Annotated in this window: 15 protein-coding genes and 5 tRNA genes; 10 read left to right on the top strand and 10 right to left on the bottom strand. The window is 69.0% G+C overall.

The features are described from left to right. The 8 genes from ACGFSB_RS31445 to ACGFSB_RS31410 all read right to left on the bottom strand — a co-directional run. Window positions 1–434, bottom strand: a 434-nt coding sequence (locus ACGFSB_RS31445) for an ATP/GTP-binding protein (protein ID WP_393406223.1), incomplete at its 3' end; no start/stop codon positions are given. Then, window positions 415–1,014: a DUF742 domain-containing protein gene (locus tag ACGFSB_RS31440; protein ID WP_393406221.1), complete on the bottom strand. Its 600-nt coding sequence runs from the start codon at window positions 1,012–1,014 to the stop codon at window positions 415–417. The genes ACGFSB_RS31440 and ACGFSB_RS31445, both read right to left, overlap by 20 nt. A 93-nt stretch (window positions 1,015–1,107) precedes the next feature. Next, entirely contained in the window at window positions 1,108–1,521 is a 414-nt protein-coding gene (locus ACGFSB_RS31435) for a roadblock/LC7 domain-containing protein (protein WP_135330751.1), read from the bottom strand. A 10-nt stretch (window positions 1,522–1,531) separates the two neighbouring features. Further along, entirely contained in the window at window positions 1,532–4,756 is a 3,225-nt protein-coding gene (locus tag ACGFSB_RS31430) for a nitrate- and nitrite sensing domain-containing protein (RefSeq protein ID WP_393406219.1), read from the bottom strand. Window positions 4,757–5,096: 340 nt separating this feature from the next. Further along, on the bottom strand, window positions 5,097–5,681 hold the full coding sequence (locus ACGFSB_RS31425; protein ID WP_249587535.1) for an ATP/GTP-binding protein: 585 nt from the start codon (window positions 5,679–5,681) through the stop codon (window positions 5,097–5,099). Continuing rightward, complete coding sequence (locus tag ACGFSB_RS31420; protein ID WP_160507411.1) at window positions 5,662–6,066, bottom strand: DUF742 domain-containing protein; 405 nt, start codon at window positions 6,064–6,066, stop codon at window positions 5,662–5,664. The genes ACGFSB_RS31425 and ACGFSB_RS31420 overlap by 20 nt, the downstream gene beginning before the upstream one ends. Before the next feature lie 123 nt (window positions 6,067–6,189). Beyond that, on the bottom strand, window positions 6,190–6,609 hold the full coding sequence (locus ACGFSB_RS31415) for a roadblock/LC7 domain-containing protein (RefSeq protein ID WP_098244998.1): 420 nt from the start codon (window positions 6,607–6,609) through the stop codon (window positions 6,190–6,192). After that, window positions 6,610–10,455, bottom strand: a complete 3,846-nt coding sequence (locus ACGFSB_RS31410; RefSeq protein WP_393406215.1) for a nitrate- and nitrite sensing domain-containing protein — start codon at window positions 10,453–10,455, stop codon at window positions 6,610–6,612. It abuts the gene before it with no gap. Between the two features lie 576 nt (window positions 10,456–11,031). On the opposite strand from ACGFSB_RS31410, the gene ACGFSB_RS31405 reads away from it, so the two are divergent. From ACGFSB_RS31405 to ACGFSB_RS31365, 9 genes are all read left to right on the top strand, one after another. Continuing rightward, the gene (locus ACGFSB_RS31405; RefSeq protein ID WP_393406239.1) at window positions 11,032–11,232 is read left to right on the top strand and encodes a hypothetical protein; all 201 of its coding nucleotides are present in this window, start codon (window positions 11,032–11,034) and stop codon (window positions 11,230–11,232) included. Window positions 11,233–11,350: 118 nt separating this feature from the next. After that, window positions 11,351–12,139, top strand: coding sequence for a fumarylacetoacetate hydrolase family protein (locus ACGFSB_RS31400; RefSeq protein WP_393406213.1), 789 nt, complete (start codon window positions 11,351–11,353; stop codon window positions 12,137–12,139). Beyond that, the gene (gene gltX, locus ACGFSB_RS31395; protein WP_393406211.1) at window positions 12,132–13,613 is read left to right on the top strand and encodes a glutamate--tRNA ligase; all 1,482 of its coding nucleotides are present in this window, start codon (window positions 12,132–12,134) and stop codon (window positions 13,611–13,613) included. Before ACGFSB_RS31400 ends, gltX begins: the two co-directional genes overlap by 8 nt. 272 nt (window positions 13,614–13,885) lie before the next feature. Further along, window positions 13,886–14,611, top strand: a complete 726-nt coding sequence (locus ACGFSB_RS31390; RefSeq protein ID WP_393406209.1) for an HAD family hydrolase — start codon at window positions 13,886–13,888, stop codon at window positions 14,609–14,611. An 89-nt stretch (window positions 14,612–14,700) separates the two neighbouring features. Further along, a tRNA-Gln gene (locus ACGFSB_RS31385) sits at window positions 14,701–14,772 on the top strand. A 21-nt stretch (window positions 14,773–14,793) separates the two neighbouring features. Continuing rightward, window positions 14,794–14,866: transfer RNA gene (locus ACGFSB_RS31380), tRNA-Glu, on the top strand. A 62-nt stretch (window positions 14,867–14,928) separates the two neighbouring features. Next, window positions 14,929–15,001 (top strand) — tRNA-Glu (locus ACGFSB_RS31375). Between the two features lie 27 nt (window positions 15,002–15,028). Further along, window positions 15,029–15,100: transfer RNA gene (locus ACGFSB_RS31370), tRNA-Gln, on the top strand. A 22-nt stretch (window positions 15,101–15,122) separates the two neighbouring features. Continuing rightward, window positions 15,123–15,195: transfer RNA gene (locus ACGFSB_RS31365), tRNA-Glu, on the top strand. 58 nt (window positions 15,196–15,253) lie between these two features. Here ACGFSB_RS31365 and ACGFSB_RS31360 read toward each other — a convergent pair. Further along, window positions 15,254–15,901 carry a MerR family transcriptional regulator gene (locus ACGFSB_RS31360; protein WP_393406207.1) on the bottom strand — a complete coding sequence of 216 codons (648 nt, stop codon included), beginning with the start codon at window positions 15,899–15,901 and terminating at the stop codon, window positions 15,254–15,256. A 106-nt stretch (window positions 15,902–16,007) separates the two neighbouring features. On the opposite strand from ACGFSB_RS31360, the gene ACGFSB_RS31355 reads away from it, so the two are divergent. After that, complete coding sequence (locus ACGFSB_RS31355; protein ID WP_393406205.1) at window positions 16,008–16,493, top strand: DUF4188 domain-containing protein; 486 nt, start codon at window positions 16,008–16,010, stop codon at window positions 16,491–16,493. Between the two features lie 126 nt (window positions 16,494–16,619). Here ACGFSB_RS31355 and ndgR read toward each other — a convergent pair whose 3' ends face one another. Continuing rightward, on the bottom strand, window positions 16,620–17,336 hold the full coding sequence (ndgR, locus tag ACGFSB_RS31350; RefSeq protein WP_393406203.1) for an IclR family transcriptional regulator NdgR: 717 nt from the start codon (window positions 17,334–17,336) through the stop codon (window positions 16,620–16,622). Between the last annotated feature and the right edge of the window lie 23 nt (window positions 17,337–17,359).

Genomic DNA, 17,359 nt, shown 5'->3' with positions numbered 1-17,359 from the left:
CCGTCGAAGCCGTTGAGGGCGATGACGAAGGGGAGGCCGCTGTTCTCGAAGTAGTCGACGGCGGGGAAGCAGTCGGCGAGGCGGCGGGTGTCGACCAGGACCACCGCGCCGATGGCGCCGCGTACGAGGTCGTCCCACATGAACCAGAAGCGGTCCTGTCCGGGTGTACCGAAGAGGTACAGGATCAGGTCCTGGTCCAGGGTGATGCGGCCGAAGTCCATGGCCACCGTGGTGGTGGTCTTGTCTCCGGTGTGTGTGAGGTCGTCGATGCCCGCCGATGCGGACGTCATGACGGCCTCGGTACGCAGCGGGTTGATCTCAGAGACCGCTCCGACGAACGTGGTCTTGCCCACGCCGAAGCCGCCCGCCACCACGATTTTCGCGGAAGTGGTGGAGCGGGCTGTTGCTCCGCCGCTAGAGCTTGCGAAGTCCACTGAGCACCCTTTCGAGCAGTGTCACGTCTGGCTGGCCGCCGGCGGACTCGTCGCCGCCCGGCTGATGGATGGCGACAAGTCCGGCCTCCGCCAGGTCGGCTACGAGGATCCGGGCGACGCCGAGGGGAATGGTGAGGAGTGCCGAGATCTCGGCGACTGACTTGATCTCGCGGCACAGATTGCAGATCCGCTGATGCTCGGGCAACTGGCCCTGCATCTGGTGCGGTTGTGCGGTGGTGTGCACCAGCGCCTCGATGGCGAGCTGGTAGCGGGGCCTGGTGCGGCCGCCCGTCATGGCGTACGGGCGCACCAGGGGGTTGCTCGCAGACCCGGCAGGCGCCGGTTCCGGAGCGCGTCGCTGTGGCTGCACTGGCTGGATCCTGGGGGTATGAGGCTGCTCGTACGGGCTCTGGCGGGGGCCCGGCTGCTGCGGCTGCTGGTAGGGCCTGCGGTGCTGGCTGGGTGCGGAGGGGAAGTTGTAACGGTTGGGCGCCCCGTCGTACGGTCCCTGCCCCTGGCCGTGACCAGGCGACCAGTTGGCCGATGACGAACCGTCCGGGGGTGTTCCTGAGCCTGCCACGTACTCCTCCTCCGACTGTGCCGGGCACCATCATTCTGGAGCCGCGTCTCGAAACCTTACGGCCACGGGACGCGAAAACGCACCGTACGTCTACTAGTTGAGAAGGCTCCCCTGCAGCTCCGCACGCAGGTCGGGCGTGAGTACGGTCCCCGCGCGGTCGACAAGAAGCGCCATCTCGTACCCAATGAGACCGATGTCCGCATCCGGGTGGGCGAGTACGGCCAGCGAGGAACCGTCGGAGATGGACATAAGGAAGAGAAATCCTCGCTCCATCTCCACAACGGTCTGGGTCACGGAACCGCCCTCGAAGATCCGGGAAGCCCCGGCGGTGAGGGAGGTCAGACCGGATGCGACGGCCGCGAGCTGGTCGGCTCGGTCGCGGGGGAAGCCTTCGGACATAGCCAGAAGGAGTCCGTCGGCGGAGACCACCACCGTGTGGGACACCCCAGGGGTGTTGTCCACGAAGTTGGTGATCAACCAGTTCAGGTTCTGCGCCGCCTGGCTCATCGGGCTCACACTAACGCTCCTGGTTGTAGGTGCTGTCAGAGCCGAAGCCCTGGCCATTCGTGGTGTCACTGCCTGCGCTGCGTCCCCGCTGGACGCCGCGGCGCAGGTTGCTCAGTCGACCCCGAACGTCCTCGGGGTCGCGGGAGACCTGAGGGCCGCCCTGTGGGGTCTGTTCCGCCGTGCCCTCGACCAGATTGGCCTTGGGTACCCGCTTCGGGAGACCGGACGGGGTGACCCCACCCGCCTTGGGCTCCTTCAGCGATTCGGCGCGCTGCCAGCGGTCGTCGTTGGGCGAACGCCAGCTGCTGCTCTCGGTGTTGCCGTCCCCAGTCCCGTTCCCGTTCCCGGGATCGGCCGGGGCGGGGGCCGGGGCGTTGCCGTTGCTGTTCGCGCCGGTGGAGCCGCGGCGCGGAAGACCTGCGGAGGTCGTGTCCTGCACTGCGGACGGGGCCGGTCCGGGACGCTCGAAGCCTACGCGCTCCCCGCCGTTCGCGGGAGCCACGGGACCGGATTCCGGTTCCGGAGAGTACTCGGTCCGATACGCACCCGAGTTCGTCTCATATCCTTCACGACCCGGCCAGTCGTCCTGGTGAGAGCGGTCGGGATAGGCCGCGAACGGCTCGGAGACAGCACCCGTACGAGCGGCGTGGTCGTCGTGACCGGCCTCCGTGTAGGTGTCCTGGTAGCCGTCCTGCGCCGGGTAGTACGGATCGTCGTACGACGGCTGTGCGACCTGACCCTGGTTGTACTCGTCGTACGCGGGAGCCTGCTGGTCGTACCCGGGCTCGTAACCGCCCTGCTGCTGGAAGCCCTGCTGGTCGAAGCTCTGCTGGTCGAAACCCTGCGGTGCGTCGACCTCGTCGCGGAACAGCGGACGCCCGTCGGCGGACTGCGCCTGCGCCTCCAGAGCGGCTCGCCGCTCCTCACGCATCAGCGAGCGGCCCACCGGGTCGAGATCCGGGGAGTCGGCCCCGTCGCCGTTGTAGCGGCTGTCGTCGAAGCCGAGCTCGGCGGCCGTACGGATCGGCTGGTGCGCGAACGCGGGCTGCTCGGGAGCGTGCTGCTCCGGCATGATCGAGGAGACCGTGAACTCGGACTCGGGCAGCTGGTTCTCGCCACCGCCACCGTGCGTGATCCCGTCGGGGAGCATGACGAGCGAGGTCGTACCGGCCTGCTCGCCCGAAGGACGCAGCTGGACACGGATGCCGTGCCGGTCGGACAGACGGCCGACCACGAACAGGCCCATGCGCTGGGAGATCGCGGCGTCCACCGTCGGCGGGTTGGCCAGCTTGTGGTTGATGTCCGCGAAGTCCTCGGCGGTGAGGCCGATGCCCTTGTCGTGGATCTCGACCATGACGCGGCCGTCGGGAAGGCGGGTCGCGGTGACGCGGACCTTGGTCTGCGGCGAGGAGAACGTGGTGGCGTTCTCCAGGAGCTCGGCGAGCAGGTGCACGAGGTCGGTCACGGCAAGGCCGTGGATCTCGGCCTCCGGGACACCCGAGAGTTCGACGCGCTCGTACTGCTCCACCTCGGAGGAGGCGGCGCGCAGCACGTCGACCAGCGGGACCGGCTGGTCCCAGCGGCGGCCCGGCTCCTCGCCGGAGAGAACGAGGAGGTTCTCGCCGTTGCGGCGCATACGGGTCGCCAGGTGGTCAAGGCGGAAGAGGCTCTCCAGCTGGTCCGGGTCGGCCTCGTTGTTCTCCAGGTCCGTGATGAGGGTCAGCTGGCCCTCGATCAGGGACTGGTTGCGCTGCGACAGGTTGGTGAAGATCGCGTTGATGTTGCCACGGAGCAGAGCCTGCTCGGCGGCGAGCCTGACGGCCTCGCGGTGCACCTGGTCGAAGGCGCGGGCGACCTCGCCGATCTCGTCCGTGGACGTGATCGGGATGGGCTGTACGCGGGTGTCGACGCGGCCGGGGTCGGTGCGCGAGAGCTGGTCGACCAGCATCGGCAGGCGCTGCTCGGCGATACCGAAGGCGGCGGTGCGCAGCTGGCGCATCGCGCGGCTCATCTGGCGGGCCATGAGCCCGGCCAGGATGAAGGCGGCGAGCAGCGCGATCACGACGATGGCGCCGTTGATGTAGGCGCTGCGCTGGGCGTTGGACGCGATGTCCGACGCCTCCTTTACCGCCTTGTCCGCGAGGTCGGACTCGATGGTGCGGTACGCGTCGAACTTGGCGGTGGTGGTGGCCCACCAGGCCTGGGGGGTGACGCCCTTGCCCGCGAGGGCGACGCGGGCGCTGGGCTGTGTGCTCTGCAGCTGCGCCATGGCCGCGACCATCGCCTGGGAGGACGGCGGCGGTACGAACGTCTCGCCCTTGGCCTTCGCGGCGGCAGCGGCCTGCTTGGCCTGCTTCTCGCCGTCGGCCGTCAGCTTCTTCTTCGCGGCCTCGAGCTTGGCGACGTCGGCGGGGGTGCCACCACCGGTGTACTCCTCGATGGCGATGCCTTCGAGGTAGGCGTACGAGGAGAGTGCCACGCGCTGCTTGCCGAGGCTGGTGGCGGTGGGGCCCGGCTTGACGAGCAGGTGCGTGCCGAGGGAGCGCTGCAAGGAGAGCGCGGCCTTGGTCAGCGAGATCGCGTAGACGGTGCGGCCGTAGCTCGTGATGTTTCCGGTGCCCAGACCGAGCTCGTTGGCGAACTCCATCAGGGGGTGCTGGATGGCTACGTAGCCCTCTTCGGTCTGCGCGCCGGAGAGCTTGGAGGTGTACGCGGCCTGGCGAAGCGCCTGCAGACCCGGCTCCACCTTGTGGAAGCCTTCGAGGCGGCGCTCGAGGCCTTCCTTCTGCGGCATGTTCTCGGCGGCGGCGTCGAACTCGTCACCGGCCTTGTCGGTGGCCTTGCGGGCCTTCACGACGACCGGGTCGTTCTTCTTGCCGCGCAGCAGGGGAGCGGCGGAGAGGTCGCGCTCCTCGATGAGGCGGTTGCCGTAGTTCAGCGAGGCCTGCACAAGGCGGGCCGTGTGCTCGGCGTCCTGGGCCTCGCTCCAGGTGTCGATCGAGCCCTTGACCTGGAAGCCGCCCATGACGAGGCCGACCAGCACGGGTATGAGGAGGATCGCGTTCAGGCGGGTCGGCACGCGCCAGTTGCGCGGGGACATTCTGCCGCCGCTGGGCGCCGGCGCCTCCATGCCCTGCACATCGGTGGGGGACGCCGCTGTGCGCGGCGGCGGGGTGAAGTTGCCCCGCGTGTCCCGCGTATGCGGCGGTGCGGGGCTCGGCTTGCTTCGCCTCACTCGACCAACAACCTCTCGGCGGCGGGACCTGAACTGGTCCCGCTGTCGTCTCCAAGGCCCGTGCTACTGGGCAGTTCAGCGCATTCCAGCACGTCAGGGCGCCGTCTTCCAAACACTGGGAAGCGGAAGTTCCGAGTGGTGTAAGCCTCAGATAAAACGGTCAAATAGAGCGAGCCCCGCCAAAAGGCGGGGCTCTTGTGAGCACAGCGACACCGGATGACCGCGACGCGTGGTGGCGTCCGGCGAATTCTCTGTCGAAACGTTATGAACAGAGCGGCCGTCCGTGTCAAAGGACACAGCCCGCTCTGTTGAATCTACGGTAACTGCCGTACTGCCCTGTCTACTTGAGTCGTGCCATAAGTGCGTGCTCGACCAGCGTGATCAGGCCACTCTTTGCGTCCGCACGGTGTCGTGCGTCGGTCGTGATGATCGGGGTGTTGGGACCGATCTGGAGAGCTTCGCGCACCTCGTCCGGCGTGTAGGGCTGGTGGCCGTCGAAGCCGTTGAGGGCGATGACGAAGGGGAGGCCGCTGTTCTCGAAGTAGTCGACGGCGGGGAAGCAGTCGGCGAGGCGGCGGGTGTCGACGAGTACGACGGCGCCGATGGCGCCGCGTACGAGGTCGTCCCACATGAACCAGAAGCGGTCCTGTCCGGGTGTACCGAAGAGGTACAGGATCAGGTCCTGGTCCAGGGTGATGCGGCCGAAGTCCATGGCCACCGTGGTGGTGGTCTTGTCTCCGGTGTGTGTGAGGTCGTCGATGCCCGCCGATGCGGACGTCATGACGGCCTCGGTACGCAGCGGGTTGATCTCGGAGACTGCCCCGACGAACGTGGTCTTGCCCACGCCGAAGCCGCCCGCCACCACGATTTTCGCGGAGGTGGTGGAGCGGGCTGTTGCTCCGCTGCTAGAGCTTGCGAAGTCCACTGAGCACCCTTTCGAGCAGTGTCACGTCAGGCTGACCGCCGGCGTTCTCGTCGCCGCCGGGCTGGTGAATGGCGACGAGCCCGGCCTCGGCCAGGTCCGCCACGAGGATCCGGGCCACGCCGAGCGGCATGGAGAGCAGGGCCGACACCTCGGCCACCGACTTGACCTCGCGGCACAGGTGGCAGATCCGCTGGTGCTCGGGGAGCAGCCCCATCAGCTGGGCCGGGTCGGCCGTCGTGCTCACCAGCGCCTCTATCGCGAGCTGGTAGCGGGGCCTGGTCCGGCCGCCGGTCATCGCGTATGGACGCACCAGCGGCTGGTCGCCTTCATAGCCGTACGACGCCTGAGAGCCGTACGGATCGTGAGAGGCGTTGGGCGGGGTCATGGATCCTCCGGGCGGGACAGCAGGTGGTCTGCGTGCCGTCGATAGAGCCGGTGGGGGCACAAATGGCGGCCGGACGGTTGGTCAGTACGTACGGTCGGTCGGTGGGGCGGCCGATGGGCGGAACTAGTGGAGCAAGCTGCCCTGCAGTTCTGCGCGGAGGTCCGGGGTGAGGACGGCACCGGCGCGGTCGACGAGGAGGGCCATTTCGTACCCGACGAGGCCGATGTCGCACTCGGGGTGCGCGAGCACGGCCAGGGACGAGCCGTCGGAGACCGACATGAGGAAGAGGAACCCTCGCTCCATCTCCACCACGGTCTGCGTGACGGCACCGCCCTCGAAGATCCGGGAGGCTCCTGCGGTGAGGGAGGTCAGGCCCGACGCGACCGCCGCGAGCTGGTCGGCGCGGTCACGCGGGAAGCCCTCGGACATCGCCAGAAGGAGGCCGTCGGCGGAGACCACGACCGTGTGGGACACCCCGGGGGTGTTGTCCACGAAGTTCGTGATCAACCAGTTCAGATTCTGTGCCGCCTGGCTCGGACTCAACTAACGCTCCTGCTGGTGAGTGGGGAAGCTGCCGGTCTGGCCGGTACCGGCCTGGCGACCCTGCTGGATGCCCCGACGGAGATTCGTCAGCCGGCCGCGTACCTCTTCGGGCGCACGCGAGACCTGCGGACCTGTGCTTTCCTGCTGCTCCTGTGCGGTGCCCGCGACGAGGTTGGCTCGCGGGACGCGGCGCGGCAGGCCGGACGTGGTGATGCCGCCTGCGGACGGCTTCTTGACGCGCTCGGCCTGGCGGCCCAGCTCGTCGTTGGGCGAGGTGCGCCAGGATGCGGCGCTGCCGTTCGTGACGTTGTTGACGTTCCCGCCGCCGTTCCCGCCGCCGCCTCCGCTGAACGCGGAGCCGGAGGAGGAAGCGGGCGCGCCGGTCGGGCGTGGGGGCCCTGCCGGGTTCTGCGGCTGCTGTGCCTGCGGCTGCTGTGCCTGCGGCTGCTGTGCCTGCGGTCGCGAAGGCAGGGGGGAGGTGGGCTGAGGCCGCTGCGGACGCTGGGGCCGCTGCTGCTCGGGAGCGGCGGGCTCGGGGGAGCGGCCACCGCCCTGCGGGGCGCCGGGCTGCTGGCCCTGCTGCTCTTGCTGCTGCTGGAACCAGTTGGTCTCCAGCGTGTCGAACAGCGGGGTGCGGCCGTCACCGGGACCTGCGGGCGGCAGCTCGCCGGGCTGGGAGGGCTGCTGCTGCACGGGCTGCTGAGGCTGCTGCGACTGGGACGGCTGCTGCGGCCTGGACGGCACCGGAGGCTGCGGCGGGATGCCCGCGTCACGCGAGCCACGCTGCTGCGGGGCGTTCGGGACGCCCGGGGCACCGGCGCCCGGCGCCATGCCGTTGTTGTAGCCGGGGGCAGTGGTGCCGGGACGCTGGAACTGGCCCGTGCCGGCGGAGGTGTCCTGGCCGCCGAAGACATCCGGGCGGACGAACTGCCCGGTGCCCTGCTGGTTGCCCTGGCCCTGACCACCCTGCTGGCCGGTGTTCTGCGTGTTCTGCGGCGAACCCGTGCCGGGCGGCGGCCCGTTGAAGTCCGGCCGCTCGAACTCGGCGGTCGATCCAGGCCCCTGCACGCTGTTGCCGGCCGCCGGGTGCGGGAACTGCCCGGTGGTCTCCGGCTCCTCGTGCCCACGCGGGGTGTCGAAGGGCTCGCGCGAGACCTGCGGCTGCGCGTTCTCGTCGCTCCAGCTGGGCACGCGCGGCTGCGGGTTGCCCCCGGGAAGCTCGGCTCGCGGGCCACCACCACGGGGCGGCAGCTGCGGCCTGCGCCCCTGCTGGCCCGCGTCGTTCGCGGCGGGGTTCGCCGGATTCGTACGCTGCTGGGGTACGGGAGGCTGCGGCGCGGAGCCCTGTCCACGGCCACCGCCCGGCCTGCCCCCGAAGAGGCTGCCACCGGAACCGGAACCCTGTCCGGGCTGCCCCTGCTGAGGAGGCTGCTGACCGGAGGCCCCCACCGGAGCGGACGGCGAACCGGCTCGCGGCCCCGCGTCACGCGAGGGCAGCGCGGCCCGCGGCCCCGCTCCCGTGACCTGCCCACGAGGCGGACCGGCAGCGATCCTGCCCGCGGCACCCGCGGGCCCCGCCGAGCCGGGCGCACCGTTTCCGGCACCGACTCCACGACGCGCGGCGGCGGCACCCGCCGAGGCCTGTGCGGCGACGGGGCCACCGCTCTGGCCGGGGCCGGGCGAACCGGGCTTGTTCGGCGCCTTCTTGCCGCCCTGGGCGACATCGATGGGCAGCATGACGAGCGCGGTCGTACCGCCGGAGTCCGAAGGCCGGAGCTGGATACGGATGCCGTGGCGCTGCGACAGACGGCCGACCACGAACAGACCCATGCGGCGCGAGACCGAGACGTCCACGGTGGGCGGCGACGCGAGCCGCTCGTTGATCGCGGCGAGGTCCTCGGGGGAGAGGCCGATGCCGGTGTCGTGGATCTCGATGAGCACACGGCCGTCGGGCAGTGCGTGACCGGTCACCTTGACCTTGGTCTGCGGCGACGAGAACGACGTCGCGTTCTCGAGGAGCTCGGCGAGCAGGTGCACGAGGTCGTTGACCACGCGTCCGGCGACCTCGGTCGTCGGAACCGCGGAGAGCTCGATGCGCTCGTACTGCTCCACCTCGGACGCGGCGGCACGCAGCACGTCGACGAGCGGAACGGGCCGGGTCCAGCGGCGACCGGGCTCTTCACCGGCGAGAACGAGGAGGTTCTCGCCGTTACGGCGCATACGGGTCGCGAGGTGGTCGAGCTTGAAGAGCGAGGACAGCTGGTCCGGGTCGGCCTCGCGGGACTCCAGCTCGGAGATGAGAGACAGCTGACGCTGGATGAGACCCTGCGAACGCCTCGACAGGTTGGTGAACATCGCGTTGACGTTGCCTCGCAGCAACGCCTGCTCGGCGGCGAGGCGGACGGCCTCGCGGTGCACGTCGTCGAAGGCCGCGGCCACCTGGCCGATCTCGTCCCTGGAGTGCACACCGACGGACTCGACGGAGGTGTCGACGTCCTGCGGGTCGGCCTCGGAGAGCTGCTTGACCAGCTCGGGCAGGCGGTCCTGGGCGACCTTGGTCGCGGTGTCCTGGAGGCGCCGCAGCGAGCGGATCATGGACCGGGCCACGACGAAGGCGCCGACGAGGGAGACGCCGAGGACGAGCAGGATCAGCGCACCGTTGAGGATGGCCGTCTGCTCGGACTCGTTGCGCAGCTCGCGGGCCTTCTGCTCCATCTCGTTGAGCAGCGTGAGCTCGATCTTGGACATCGCGTCGATCTTGGTGGTGTCGGCGTCGACCCAGTCCTTGTACGAGCGCTTGTCCTGGAGCTTGATGCCGCCCCCCTGCCCGAGCACACGCTTGGCGTAGGAGTCGGCGCCCTTGATGGAGGCGTTGCCGCCGTCGATGGGCTTGGTCAGCTCGTCCGGGTTACCGGCGTAGATGCCCTTGAAGGCGTCGAGCTGCGAGTTCTCCTTGTCCAGCGCGGCGAAGCCGTAGAGCCGGTCGGTCTCGGAGATCTTGCCGAACGTGGTGTCGCCCGCCGGGAGCGCGGCCGCGATGACGGCCCGCTGCACCGACGCGTACTCCTTGGCGGAGGAGAAGGCCGCCAGGGCGCGGGTGCGCTGGATCATGTCCGGGTTGCTGGTCGCCTGCGCCATGTCCGTGGACAGCGCGAGGAGCTGCTCGATGAGCTGGCTGTAGGCGTCGACCGTCTGCGAGGTGGAGCCCGAGTCCGCGTAGGCGTTCTTGCGTACGTCGTTGATCTTCTGGAGCTGCTGGGTGATCTCGACGGTGTTCGCCCGGACGCCGAGGAGACCCTTGTTGCCCTCGGTGTCGTCGAGGTCCTGCGTCCCCTGGAGGAAGCGGTTGTAGGCGCGGTCGGTCTTCTGCCGGGCGCCCTTGACCACGTAGTCCGAGGCCTTCGCGCCGTGCGCGAGGGGGCCTGCCGAGCGGTCGCGCTCCTCCTGGAGCGCCGAGGCCAGCTCGGTGGCCTGCTTGGTCATGTCGGTCAGCAGCTTCATGTTGTCGAGCTGCTGGATCTCGTCCATGGACGCGTTGATACGGAGCGCGCCGAGGGAGGTCGCGGTGATCACGGGGAGCGCGAGCAGCGAGACCAGACGGGTGGAGATGCGCCAGTTGCGCAGGGCTATTCGCGAGCCGGGCCCGGTGGGCGGCTTCGCCGAGCCCGTCGGACCACCCGCCTTTGCACCGGCCGACGGCAGACTGCCGCCACCTGTTCCGCGCGTGGCACCGAGGCCGTTCTCGCCGGACGGTACCTGCCCGGCGTTCTGGGCGTGCGGGGCCGCGGCCCCGCCGCGCTCCGGCTCCGCCGCGGCGCTGCCATCCCTCTTGAAACGTCCCTGCACTAGCGTCGCAACCTCTGGACCAGGCGTCCCGCCGCTTGAGACGGTGGGACGGTGTCGGCGTCGTGGGGCGCGAAAACGCCCCATGGTGGTCGTGAGTGACCGGCGCTGCTCCCCTTTCCCGCCGCCACTCGGCGCTTCGTTGCGCCCCTGCGCGCCGGTTCGATCCCGCGGCGGTCCCGGGAATTCCAGCACAGTGCAGGATCTCCAACAAGGCCCGTGTGCTGTGCCGTGACCTCCGTGACACCGCGTGAGTGTCGCGTCACGAGATGTAGAAAGTGATTCAGGGCAAAACGGTACATCCAGCGCAATGTGACTACGGGGAGGGGGTGTCCCAGTGTTCATGATCAGGAGCGGAATGATGGCTTCAGTGGCGCAATGTCCGATTCCAACAAGCCCTCCACGAGCCTGAATTGACCCATTTGCCCGCTAGTTCGTGAGCAAACTCACATCAAGATCATGGCCTCATCCGGGCTTTGGCCGGGAATTGGATGTTTAGCCTGACGCTTTACAGGGATGGCGAATCCGACAACCCGCGTCCACGACACGACGCCTCAACTGACAGGGCCTGAACAGCAGATGAAGACTGTGAAGTCGGCGATGTTCCACAACATAGCCAACCCGCGCCGCACCACCCTCGCCCACCTCACGGACGCACAGGAGGTCGCCCCCGCCGCCGAGCAGCCGGACCACGCACTGGAACTGCCGACGGTGACGGCCAATCCCCGGCGCACGGTCCTGATGGACGCCCCCGAGGCCTTCAGTCCGTCCGGCGTCTGAGGACGAGCGCGCAGCGCGATCGACGGCGGCCGAAGCCGCGGGGCACGGAAGGCCTGGCGGCACACGGCCACGTTAACCTGGGGTGGTCAGACTCTCCCTCCAGCAAAGGGCACCGCTCTTGCGCATCGCCAGGTTCTCCATCGACGGCAACGTCGCCTTCGGCGCGGTCGAGGGCGAAAGTCCCCCCGGAACGACCGACGGGCTCGTCCTCGACATCATCAAGGGCATCCCGTTCGCGGACTTCGAGCTCTCCGGTACGAAGGTCCCGCTGAGCAAGGTCAGGCTGCTGCCCCCGGTGCTCCCCAACAAGGTCGTGGGCATCGGCCGCAACTACGCGGACCACGCGGCGGAGCTCGGCAACGAGGTCCCGGACATCCCGGTCGCCTTCTTCAAGCCGTCCACCTCGGTGATCGGCTCCGGCGACGCCATCGCGTACCCCTCCTTCTCGCAGGAGCTGCACTACGAGGCCGAGCTGGCCGTGGTCATCGGGCGCATGTGCCGCGAGGTCCCGCGCGAGCGTGCCCGTGACGTCATCCTCGGCTACACCTGCGCCAACGACGTCACCGCGCGTGACGTGCAGAAGCGCGAGAAGCAGTGGGCCAGGGCCAAGGGCTTCGACACGTCCTGCCCGCTCGGCCCCTGGGTGGAGACCGACCTCGACCCCTCCGACCTGACCATCCAGTGCACGGTCAACGGCGAACAGCGCCAGCTCGGCCGTACGGCGGAGATGGTCAGGTCCATCGAGGACCTGATCGTGCACATCAGTGAGGCCATGACGCTGCTTCCCGGCGACGTCATCCTCACGGGGACCCCGGCCGGAGTCGGCCCCCTGAACGTCGGCGACGAGGTCGCCGTCACCATCGAAGGCATCGGCACTCTCACCAACAAGGTGATCAAGCGTGGCTAACGCGACCCCCGTACGCGTCCGTTTCTGTCCCTCGCCGACCGGCAATCCCCACGTGGGCCTGGTCCGCACCGCTCTCTTCAACTGGGCCTACGCCCGGCACAACGAGGGCGTCCTGGTCTTCCGCATCGAGGACACCGACGCGGCTCGCGACTCGGAGGAGTCGTACGAGCAGCTCCTCGAGTCGATGCGCTGGCTGGGCTTCGACTGGGACGAGGGCCCCGAGGTCGGCGGCCCGCACGAGCCGTACCGCCAGTCGCAGCGCATGGACATCTACCAGGACGTCGCCGCCAAGCTCCTGGACGGGGGCCGTGCGTACTACTGCTACTGCTCCACGGAGGAGCTGGACAGCCGCCGCGACGCCGCCCGCGCCGCGGGCAAGCCGTCCGGCTACGACGGGCACTGCCGCGACCTGACCGCCGAGCAGAAGGCCGCGTACGAGACGGAGGGCCGCAAGCCCATCGTCCGCTTCCGTATGCCCGACGAGGCGATCACGTTCACGGACCTGGTCCGCGGCGAGATCACCGTCCAGCCGGAGAACGTCCCGGACTACGGCATCGTCCGCGCCAACGGAGCACCGCTCTACACCCTGGTGAACCCGGTCGACGACGCGCTGATGGAGATCACCCACGTCCTGCGCGGCGAGGACCTGCTCTCCTCGACCCCGCGCCAGATCGCCCTCTACGGAGCGCTGGCCGACCTGGGCATCGCCAAGGAGACCCCGGCCTTCGGCCACCTCCCGTACGTCATGGGCGAGGGCAACAAGAAGCTCTCCAAGCGTGACCCGCAGGCGTCCCTGAACCTCTACCGCGAGCGTGGCTTCCTCCCCGAGGGCCTCCTTAACTACCTGTCCCTCCTGGGCTGGTCGTTCTCCGCGGACCAGGACGTCTTCTCGATCCCGGACATGGTCGCCAAGTTCGACCTCGCGGACGTGAACGCCAACCCGGCCCGCTTCGACCTGAAGAAGGCCGAGGCGATCAACGCCGACCACATCCGGCTGCTGGACGTGAAGGCGTTCGCGGCGGCCTGTGAGCCGTGGCTGAAGGCCCCGCACGCCAACTGGGCCCCCGAGGCGTTCGACCAGGCGGCCTGGGAGGCGATCGCCCCGCACGCCCAGACCCGCATCAAGGTCCTCTCCGAGATCACGGAGAACGTGGACTTCCTGTTCCTGGACGAGCCCGTCGAGGACGAGGCGTCCTGGACGAAGGCCATGGGCAAGGGCGACCCCGCCGCGCTCCTGACGACGGCCCGCGCCAAGCTCGACGCCGCCGACTGGACGTCTCCGGAGTCCCTCAAGGAGGCCGTCCTGGCCGCCGGCGAGGAGCACGGCCTGAAGCTCGGCAAGGCCCAGGCCCCGGTCCGCGTGGCCGTCACGGGCCGCACGGTCGGCCTGCCCCTCTTCGAGTCCCTGGAGATCCTGGGCAAGGAGAAGTCGCTGTCCCGCATCGACGCGACGCTGACGAAGCTGGCCGCGTAGCCGCGAGCACCCAGACGAAGGACCCGGAAGTCACGACGGCTCCCGGGTCCTTCGCGTACGTTCAGAACATGCCGATCAAAGCCGTGGTCTGGGACATCGACACTGCGTTCATCGGGGGATGACCCCCGAACCCCCAGCCGGGATCGGCGGCGGCGATTACCGTCGACCTCATGCCGATCAAAGCCGTGGTCTGGGACATCGACACTGCGTTCATCGGGGGATGACCCCCGAACCCCCAGCCGGGATCGGCGGCGGCGATTACCGTCGACCTCATGCCGATCAAAGCCGTGGTCTGGGACATCGACGACACGATCTTCGACTACGCGCACGCCGACACCACTGGTATGCACGCCCATCTCACCGCCGAAGGCCTCATCGAGCGGTACGAAACCGCCGAGCGTGCCCTCGTCCTGTGGAAAGAGGTCACCGAGCGCCACTGGGCCCGCTTCAGTGCCGGAGGGATCGAGTTCGAGGCCCAGCGCCGCGACCGCGTACGCGAGTTCCTGGACGCCGTCCTGACCGACCAGGAGGCGGACGCCTGGTTCCACCGTTATCTCTCCCACTACGAATCCGCCTGGACCCTGTTCCCCGACACCGTCCCCACCCTGGACGCCCTCGCCGACGACTACCGCCACGCGGTCCTGTCCAACTCCGCCCTGGTCGTCCAGGAACACAAGTTGCGCGTCCTCGGCGTGCGCGACCGCTTCGAGTCCGTCCTGTGCGCGGCCGAACTCGGCGTCTCCAAGCCCGCCGCCGAGGCCTTCCTCGCGGTCTGTACGGCGATGGGGCTGCGACCGGAGGAGATCGCCTACGTGGGGGACCAGCCGGAGATCGACGCCAGAGGAGCTCGTGACGCGGGTCTCCTCGGGATCTGGCTCGACCGCAACAGCGCGGCGCAGGAAGGCCCGTCGGGCGTACACCGGATCACGCGCCTCACCGAGCTGCCGCCGCTGCTCCGCACCGATACCCGTTTTGGAGCGCCGTCCACCTTCGGGTAATGTTCTTCCTGCGCCGCCCGAGAAGGCCGAAAGGTCCGGACAGGGAGGCGTAAGTCGAAGCAAAACTCCCGCAAGGGGTTGCGTATCGATGGCCTATGGTGTAATTGGCAGCACGACGGTTTCTGGTTCCGTTAGTCTAGGTTCGAGTCCTGGTAGGCCAGCTCGCAGAGCTTATCTGCAACGCCCCCGTTGTGTAGCGGCCTAGCACGCCGCCCTCTCAAGGCGGTAGCGCCGGTTCGAATCCGGTCGGGGGTACAGATCCTTCCCATGGAAGCAGTCCGGGTCGCACCCACTGCAGCCGATGCAGGATCGCTAGGGCCCCCGTTGTGTAGCGGCCTAGCACGCCGCCCTCTCAAGGCGGTAGCGCCGGTTCGAATCCGGTCGGGGGTACGCAGGTCTAGCTGGTCTAGACCACAGTGGGCTATGGTGTAATTGGCAACACGACGGTTTCTGGTTCCGTTGTTCTAGGTTCGAGTCCTGGTAGCCCAGCGCAGTAACGCAGGACAAGCTAGCCCCCGTTGTGTAGCGGCCTAGCACGCCGCCCTCTCAAGGCGGTAGCGCCGGTTCGAATCCGGTCGGGGGTACGCGAATTGGCAAGGGGCCTTCCCGTAGGGGAGGGCCCCTTCGTCGTTCCCTCTCCGGTCAACTCTCTTGCCTGTAGCGGCGGTTGGACTCCTCGGCCTGAGCCAGCCTGCGCAGGCTCAGCAGGACCGGCTCGTAGAGGACGGTGAGCGCGACCGCTGCCTCGAGCTGTTCGTCGGGTGACTCGTAGCGCTCCACCAAATCCAGGTCGGCGACGGCCAGTTGACCCGCCGAGCGGGCGTAGGGCGCCAAGTCGTCGACGTCGCAGGGGTATCCGAGCCTGGCGAGCGTCGCGACCGCGGTCACGAGCATTCCGTACGCCGGTGACTCGGGCCCGTAGCCCTGGCCGTACTGCCAGTCGAGCCGTTCGAGCAGGGTGTCGGCCGTATGGCGTGCCGTCACTGTCGCCGGGTCGTCCTCGACGGGCTCGGGGCCGTGGGGGAGTGCCCAGACGGCCGTGCCCAGGCGGGAGCTGTGGTCCAGGGAGTCGTCCTCCAGGGCGGCGAGCACCTCTCTGGCCGATGCGACCGGCACCCGGCCCACCTGGATGAGCGCGCGGACGAGGCGCAGTCGTTGCAGGTGCTTCTCGTCGTACTCGGCCTGCGTCGCGCTCACGCGGTGGCCCGGCGGGAGCAGGCCCTCGCGCAGGTAGTACTTGATCGTGGCCGTCGAGACCCCGCTGCGCGTGCTGAGCTCCGCCAGTCTCATCGGCTCGCTTCTCCTCTGTCTTGCCCTCTTGCGCATCCACTTGGTGAGTGACACTATCCAATCATGGATAGCATAACTATCCAACGCTCTCTGAAGGGGGACCAGCATGAGCAGCAAGCCGATCGAAGGGCGCATGACCGCCGACGCGCAGGGCGGCGTGACCGTCTTCAACATCGGGATGCGCATCAACAACTTCCGCGCCGTGCGCAGCTGGTGGCCCGTCTTCCGGGCGATGACACCCATGCTCAAGGAGCTGTCCAAGGACCCGGAGAGCGGGCTCCTCGGCTATGAGCTGCTGCTCGGTGGCCCGCGACTGCTGTACATCGCCCAGTACTGGGAGTCCTCGGAGAAGCTGCTCGCCTATGCGTCCGCGCAGGGCAAGGAGCACCGGCCCGCCTGGGCCGCCTTCAACCGGCGGATGCGGGAGGGCAAGGGGAAGGTCGGCTTCTGGCACGAGACGTATGTCGTGCCGGCCGGTGCTCATGAGCAGGTGTACGTGAACATGCCGGAGTTCGCCCTGGGGAAGGCCGTCGGTGTGGTGCCCGTCGGGCGGCGGGGCGAAAGTGCCGCGGATCGCCTCAAGGCGGCCTGAGTCAGGACTGTCCTGAACTGTCCTGGACTGTCCTGAACCACGAATGAAGCAAGCCCGGAGGGGCCGCCGCGGCGTTGGGGCGGCCCCTCCGGGCTTGTACGTGTTCTGTGGTGTCGGCCGCTGGGCTCAGCTGGTGCGGCGCAGGGCCTCGGACAGGCGTCCGGCCGCGTCGATGACCGCCTGGGCGTGCATACGGCCCGGGTGGCGGGTCAGGCGCTCGATCGGCCCGGAGACCGAGACGGCGGCGACCACGCGGTTCGAGGGGCCGCGCACGGGGGCGGAGACGGACGCGACGCCCGGCTCCCGCTCGCCGATCGACTGGGCCCAGCCCCGGCGGCGTACGCCCGAGAGGGCCGTGGCGGTGAAGCGGGCACCCTGGAGGCCGCGGTGCAGGCGCTCCGGCTCCTCCCAGGCCATCAGGATCTGGGCGGACGAGCCCGCCTTCATCGTGAGGGTCGAGCCGACGGGCACCGTGTCCCGCAGGCCCGAGAGGCGCTCGGCAGCGGCGACGCAGATGCGCATGTCGCCCTGACGGCGATAGAGCTGCGCGCTCTCGCCCGTCACGTCACGCACATGCGTGAGGACCGGGCCCGCCGTGGCCAGCAGGCGGTCCTCGCCCGCCGCCGCCGCGAGCTCGGAGAGACGCGGGCCGAGAATGAAACGGCCCTGCATGTCCCGCGCCACCATCCGGTGGTGTTCCAGTGCCACGGCGAGACGATGGGCCGTGGGTCGTGCGAGTCCGGTGGCCGCGACCAGACCCGCGAGGGTGGCCGGGCCGGACTCCAGGGCGCTCAAGACGAGAGCCGCCTTGTCGAGAACGCCGACGCCGCTAGAGTTGTCCATGCGTCGATACTCGCGTCTCACTC

Origin of the sequence: Streptomyces sp. NPDC048441, from assembly GCF_043200235.1 — a bacterium.
GTDB lineage: Bacteria > Actinomycetota > Actinomycetes > Streptomycetales > Streptomycetaceae > Streptomyces.
The sequence above is the reverse complement of the archived record's forward strand: the minus strand, read 5'-3'. Positions and strand labels throughout refer to the sequence as shown.

Coding starts and splice junctions, on each gene's coding strand:
- ACGFSB_RS31435 (WP_135330751.1), bottom strand. CDS start 1,521: ATGAGCCAGGCGGCGCAGAACCTGAACTGGTTGATCACCAACTTCGTG.
- ACGFSB_RS31390 (WP_393406209.1), top strand. CDS start 13,886: ATGCCGATCAAAGCCGTGGTCTGGGACATCGACGACACGATCTTCGAC.
- ACGFSB_RS31360 (WP_393406207.1), bottom strand. CDS start 15,901: ATGAGACTGGCGGAGCTCAGCACGCGCAGCGGGGTCTCGACGGCCACG.
- ACGFSB_RS31420 (WP_160507411.1), bottom strand. CDS start 6,066: ATGACCCCGCCCAACGCCTCTCACGATCCGTACGGCTCTCAGGCGTCG.
- ndgR (WP_393406203.1), bottom strand. CDS start 17,336: ATGGACAACTCTAGCGGCGTCGGCGTTCTCGACAAGGCGGCTCTCGTC.
- ACGFSB_RS31355 (WP_393406205.1), top strand. CDS start 16,008: ATGAGCAGCAAGCCGATCGAAGGGCGCATGACCGCCGACGCGCAGGGC.
- ACGFSB_RS31405 (WP_393406239.1), top strand. CDS start 11,032: ATGAAGACTGTGAAGTCGGCGATGTTCCACAACATAGCCAACCCGCGC.